Source organism: Desulfosarcina sp., from assembly GCF_041551955.1.
Classification (GTDB): Bacteria; Desulfobacterota; Desulfobacteria; order Desulfobacterales; family Desulfosarcinaceae; genus Desulfosarcina.
Window position 1 is genome coordinate 1 of record NZ_JBFELV010000340.1, and the last position, 5529, is coordinate 5529.

At 56.8% G+C, this 5529-nt stretch carries 5 protein-coding genes; all 5 read right to left on the reverse strand.

Annotation, left to right across the window (positions count from 1 at the left end; all coding sequences use genetic code 11):
• Positions 1-407: 407 nt before the first annotated feature.
• The 5 genes from ABYV26_RS19515 to ybeY all read right to left on the reverse strand — a co-directional run bounded on the left by ABYV26_RS19515 (position 408) and on the right by ybeY (position 5346).
• Positions 408-1628 (reverse strand): aspartate kinase, encoded by a 1221-nt coding sequence (locus ABYV26_RS19515; protein WP_372683031.1) that lies wholly within the window; start codon positions 1626-1628, stop codon positions 408-410.
• A 61-nt stretch (positions 1629-1689) separates the two neighbouring features.
• Positions 1690-2190 (reverse strand): tRNA (adenosine(37)-N6)-threonylcarbamoyltransferase complex ATPase subunit type 1 TsaE, encoded by a 501-nt coding sequence (gene tsaE / locus ABYV26_RS19520; protein ID WP_372683032.1) that lies wholly within the window; start codon positions 2188-2190, stop codon positions 1690-1692.
• A gap of 21 nt (positions 2191-2211) precedes the next feature.
• Positions 2212-3828 carry an NAD(P)H-hydrate dehydratase gene (locus ABYV26_RS19525; RefSeq protein WP_372683033.1) on the reverse strand — a complete coding sequence of 539 codons (1617 nt, stop codon included), beginning with the start codon at positions 3826-3828 and terminating at the stop codon, positions 2212-2214.
• Positions 3829-4183: 355 nt separating this feature from the next.
• A complete protein-coding gene (locus ABYV26_RS19530) occupies positions 4184-4900 on the reverse strand; it encodes a pyridoxine 5'-phosphate synthase (protein WP_372683034.1) in 717 nt (238 codons plus the stop codon).
• 2 nt (positions 4901-4902) lie between these two features.
• Positions 4903-5346: an rRNA maturation RNase YbeY gene (ybeY, locus tag ABYV26_RS19535; RefSeq protein WP_372683035.1), complete on the reverse strand. Its 444-nt coding sequence runs from the start codon at positions 5344-5346 to the stop codon at positions 4903-4905.
• Positions 5347-5529 lie beyond the last annotated feature (183 nt).

The window sequence follows — 5529 nt, forward strand, 5'->3', positions numbered from 1 at the left end:
GAATCTCCTGCATCATCGAGGAAAAGTATACCGAACTGGCCGTCAGGGTGCTGCATACGGCATTCGGGCTGGACAGAGAAGATTGACGGATTCGTAAAAAGCCCGATATCTGCGTTACGCTTCATCCTTCGTCACTGCGGCGTACCGTAAGTACGCTGCCTTCGGCACCCGCGATAGCGGTATTCTCAGGATTTGCAAGCCTTGCTCTCGAACTTTTTACGAGCCCGTCGGAAATGTGACTTATTACGAGTTCATCAACATTTCTGAATGAACAGTGGGTGCGTTGCAAGCGGGCTAAGCAGAAAAATAGCGCCACAGGGCTGTAGCCAGCACCACGGCGCAGATTACGAGAACGAAACGGATTTGTCCGGGTGAGAAGTACTTCATTAAGTTCGTTGACGAATCCGTCAATCTTCTCTGTCCAGCCCGAATGCCGTATGCAGCACCCTGACGGCCAGTTCGGTATACTTTTCCTCGATGATGCAGGAGATTCGGATCTCGGATGTGCTGATCATGATGATGTTGATGTTTTCCCGGGCCAGGGCGTTGAACATCAGCGAGGCCACCCCGGAATGGTTTTTCATTCCCACACCGATGACCGATACCTTGGCGATATGGGGGTCGCCAAACACCTCCTCCGTTCCGATTTTTTCCGCCAGGCGCTGCTGCATCTCCATGGCCCGCTTATAGTCCGCCTTGGGTACGGTGAAGGTCAGATCGGTTTGACCGGCGGCGCGGGTGTTCTGGATGATCATGTCCACCAGGATTCCCGCCTCGGCGATGGGTGAGAATATCTTGGCCGCGACCCCCGGCTGGTCGGGAACTTTTTTTAGGGTAATGCGCGCCTGGTTCAGGTCATGGGTGACCCCGGAAACGACCAGCTGCTCCATGACGGATTCTTCCTGAACAACCATGGTGCCTTCCTCCTCTGAAAATGATGATCGGACATGTACGGGGATATTGTACTTTTTGGCGAATCCCACCGAACGGATCTGCAGGACCTTGGCGCCGAGGCTGGCCATGTTCAGCATCTCGTCATAGGAGATCTCCTTGATCTTCCTCGCCCGCGGGCAGATGTTGGGATCCGCCGTGTAAATACCGTCCACATCCGTATAGATTTCACATACGTCGGCGTTCAAGGCGGCGGCGAAGGCCACTGCCGACGTGTCTGACCCGCCGCGGCCCAGTGTGGTGATATTGCCCTGGATGTCGGTGCCCTGAAAGCCGGCGACCACGACGATGTTCCGGTCTACCAGCAGGCGCTTGATCCTGTCCGTTCCGATCTCCAGGATGCGGGCATTGCCGTATTCGCAGTCGGTGACCACTTCCGCCTGGTGCCCGAGCAGGCTCTGGGCCTTGTGTCCCATTCCCTTGAGCATCATGGCCAGCAATGCAGCGGTGGTCTGTTCACCGGTGGCCAGCAGTACATCCAGTTCTCGCCGGTCCGGGGTTTCGGTGACTTCGTTCGCCAGACCGATAAGGCGGTCGGTCACACCGGCCATGGCTGACAGGATGACCACGACGTCGTTCCCCTTTTCATGGGTTTTGAGCACACGGGCGGCGACGTTTCGGATTCGTTGGGTGTCGGCGACCGATGTGCCGCCGAACTTTTGAACGATCAATGCCATGGTGGTTCACCTTCAACAGTCGAGAAAGCGTATCAAATCCAAGCCTCTATGGAGGGGCAACCTAAACGTCGATGTCATTTAGCAGATCCGATGGGTCAAGTCCATACGCAATTATGCGGATCGACCGGTCATTATCGCCGGTGACGGTAAAAAACAGGTCCATCCGGCAGGCGGGCCGGTCTGCCGGGTGCAGCCGCTGGGCCCATTCGACAGCCACGATGCCGCCTTCGCTGAAAAGATCCAACAGCCCGATTTCATCCGGATCCACAGGTGTCGGCAGGCGGTAAAGGTCCACATGAGAAAAAGGCAGCCTGCCGGGGTATTCGTTGACCAGGGTGTAGGTGGGGCTGGTGACGGTAAAGGATGGCGGAACCTCCAAACCGCGGGCCAGTCCTTGGGCAAATGCCGTCTTACCACTGCCTAAGTCGCCGAACAGCAGAAGGACGAGGCCGCGATTCATCCGTCGGCCCATGGCTCTGCCCAGGGCGACGGTTTGATCGTGTGCATGGGTCTCGAGCTCACGGGCATCTTGGTGATGTTGGGTTGATGGGTTGATGTTCATTTGACCGTTGGTAATGGTGATTTATTTCCCGCTATGACCCGACGAATTGAGCAGAGTGTCCCTTTCGGGCCAGGAAAGATGCTCCCCGCCGGTGAGAAGTTCATCCATCGCCTCCGGCAGGGTATCGACGACCTCCGTGGCCAGGTAGCCGACCGGTGCCTTTTTTATCGCCATCCGGTCTGCAGCCCTCCCATGGAGGTACACGCCGGTTTGGGCGGCAGCACCGGCCGCCATGCCCTGGGTTATCAGGCCGGCGATCAGGCCGGTTAGCACATCTCCCATCCCGCCGGCGGCCATACCCGGATTGCCGGTGGCATTGACGAATACGGTGCCGTCCGGTCGGGCGACCACCGAGGCTGCCCCTTTCAGCACGAGATACACCTGATGCCGTTCGGCAAATGCGCGCGCATGGCCGATGCGGTCATCCTGAATGTCCGCCGTTGAATGGCCGCTGAGCCTGGCCATCTCTCCGGGATGGGGCGTGAGCACGATGGGTGATCGCTGCCTGGAAAGCACGGAAGGTTCCGCTGCAATCAGGTTCAGGCCGTCCGCATCGACGACCAGGGGAACGGGGCTCTCTTCGATCAATCGCCCGACCAGCCGGCCCGTCGATGGGTGGGTCCCCAACCCGGGCCCCATGGCCAGGCAGCGTTTTCCCTCGATCAGAGAAGTAATGGATTCGTGGGCGGCTTCGTCCAGGACACCGTTTGCCGTCTCGGGCAATCCGACGGTCATGGCTTCCGTGACCATGGTTTCCAGCACCGGGTTCAGTGAGTTGGGGACACCCAGTGTCACCAATCCCGCTCCCGTGCGCACGGCGGCCGCGGCGGTCAGGGCGGCGGCCCCGGTTTTCCCGGGAGAACCGGCCAGGATCAACAGATGGCCCGTGTGGCCTTTGTGAACCGTTGCCGATCGACGAGGGATGTCGTTCTTCAGGGCCCCGGGCGTGATGAGGTGCTGCCGGCAGCCTGCTTTTTGGGCAAGGTGAAAAGGGATGCCGATGTCGATTATTTTCAGCCGACCGGTAAAGGTTCGTCCCGGATAGCACAATTGGCCGACCTTGGCAAAGCCGAAGGTGGCCGTGGCGGCGGCCTGGATGCTTGCGCCGCAGACCCGCCCGGTGTCCGAGTCGAGACCGGAGGCGATATCCACGGCGAAAACAGGCCGATCCTGCCGGTTGATGAAATCGATTATCGTCCTGAAATATCCCCGTACGTCCGATGAAAGACCCGTACCCAGGATCGCATCGATCCAGGTGTGCTGGTGACGCATCAGCAGCTTGCGGGATTCGAAGGCCGCTGCGTCGGCCAATTCCACCACCGGTACGCCCATGGGTTCCAGCAGTTTCAGGTTGGCTGCGGCATCCCCTTTGACCCGGTCGCTTTGGGAGAGCAGGAACACCGTCGTCCGGATGCCTTTCTGGTGGAGATACCGAGCCATGACAAATCCGTCTCCGCCGTTGTTGCCTCGTCCGGCAACAATGCCCACGCTGCCGGGGTGGTCGCGGTAGACGGCCTCCAGGAAAAAAGCCGTCGCCCCCCGGCCGGCATTTTCCATCAGTACACGGCCCGGGATACCAAATGACTCGATCGTCGCCCGATCCATCCGCTGCATTTCATCTGCCGTGACCAAGTACATCTTTTTCTCCTCGAGACATTATTTTGAGAGCCTGACCTGAAAAAATAGGAAACGCGAATCGCGCGCACCAAATTTTAAATAGCAAACCACAATCAACAAATCTCAAATAAATCCCAAATTACAATATCCAAATCTCAAAAAAAGAAAAAAGACAATGATTGATTGTCATTTTGATTTCTCAAAAAAATGATTGGAAGATTCTTGCTTCAGGATCGTAAGGTTTGGAATTTTGATTTTGGTTATTTTGATTTGTTTGTCATTTGGTTTTTGGCGATTGGAATTTCTGGCTCCCGGATCGGTCATCCCGGGCCTGATCCGCGACCGGCATGACGAAAAACGTTGGACTGCCGAGATGCTACAGCCCACGGATTAATTCACGCATCTCCCTCACCGCCCGGTCCAATCCCACCAGCACCGCCCGGGAAACGATGCTGTGGCCGATGCTGTACTCATCGATTTCCGACAACCCTCTGAACGCCTTGATGGTCTTGTAGCACAGCCCATGGCCGGCGTTGACGCCCAGTTTGAGCTTTTTGGCAAGTTTGGCGGCATCTACGATTCTTGCGAAAGCCTGATTGCGTTTGGCGTTGCCGGTGGCTTCACAGTAGACACCGGTGTGGATTTCAATCATGTTGGCACCGGCCTGGTGAGCCAGCTTGATCTGCTCCGGCTCCGGGTCGATGAAAAGGCTCACGGGAATGCCATTGTTCTGCAAGGCGCCGATGGTCTCGCCGATGTTGTTGTGAACGATCAGGTCCATTCCTCCTTCGGTGGTGATCTCCTCGCGGCTTTCGGGAACCAGGGTGACCAACTCCGGCCGCACATCCAGGGCAATGCCCACCATCTCCGAGGTGGCTGCCATCTCCAGGATCAGCTTGGTTTGGACCATTTTGCGAAGCAGCCGGATATCGCGGTCCTGAACATGACGCCGGTCTTCGCGCAAATGGCAGACGATGCCGTCCGCTCCGGCCAGTTCAGCGATTACGGCGGCTGCCACCGGATCCGGATAGTTCGCTTTCCGTGCTTCCCTCAACGTGGCGATATGATCGATATTGACTGCCAGACCTGCCATGTTCATTCCTCCTCTCGAATCCGTTCCATGAGTTCGTTGCTTTTTTGTTCCATAACCGCCGCCGCTTCTTCCGAATGGATGTGATCGTAGCCGGTCAGGTGAAGGATCCCATGAATCAGCAGTTGGTTGAAACGCTCCGTCATCTCCATGCCGGCCTCAACGGCTTCCCGATAGGCCGTGTCGGCGGAAATCACCACATCACCGAGAAGATCCGGCGAAATGTCGGAAAACGGGCCCTCCTGCATGGGAAAGGCGATGACGTTGGTGGGGCCGACATGGTTCAGGTAGGTCAGATTGAATTCAGCCATCTGGGGGTCATCCACGATCAGAATGGACAACTGGGCTTCAGGATAGCCCAAGGCGTTTAAAATGCGCCTGGCGGTCGTATGAATCTCTTGTTTTTTCATCCTGCGGCGGTTTTGCCGGTTTTCGATCAGTACTTCCATTTTTCGCCTTTCCGGAAGTCATGCTGGCGCTGTCCTGGTATTCGATGCGATGGTGGTGGATGCCATTCAAGATTTTGTTGAAGCTTGAGGCAATTCGGTGAAGGTCTTTCAAGGTCAGTTCACAATAGTCCAATTGGCCATCGGAAAAAATTTTGTTGATCAGATTCTGAACCAACCCCTGGA

What these genes read in the sequence shown, in the direction of transcription:
- ABYV26_RS19515 (WP_372683031.1), bottom strand. Translation starts at nt 1,628, where the DNA reads ATGGCATTGATCGTTCAAAAGTTCGGCGGCACATCGGTCGCCGACACC.
- tsaE (WP_372683032.1), bottom strand. Translation starts at nt 2,190, where the DNA reads ATGAACATCAACCCATCAACCCAACATCACCAAGATGCCCGTGAGCTC.
- ABYV26_RS19525 (WP_372683033.1), bottom strand. Translation starts at nt 3,828, where the DNA reads ATGTACTTGGTCACGGCAGATGAAATGCAGCGGATGGATCGGGCGACG.
- ABYV26_RS19530 (WP_372683034.1), bottom strand. Translation starts at nt 4,900, where the DNA reads ATGGCAGGTCTGGCAGTCAATATCGATCATATCGCCACGTTGAGGGAA.
- ybeY (WP_372683035.1), bottom strand. Translation starts at nt 5,346, where the DNA reads ATGGAAGTACTGATCGAAAACCGGCAAAACCGCCGCAGGATGAAAAAA.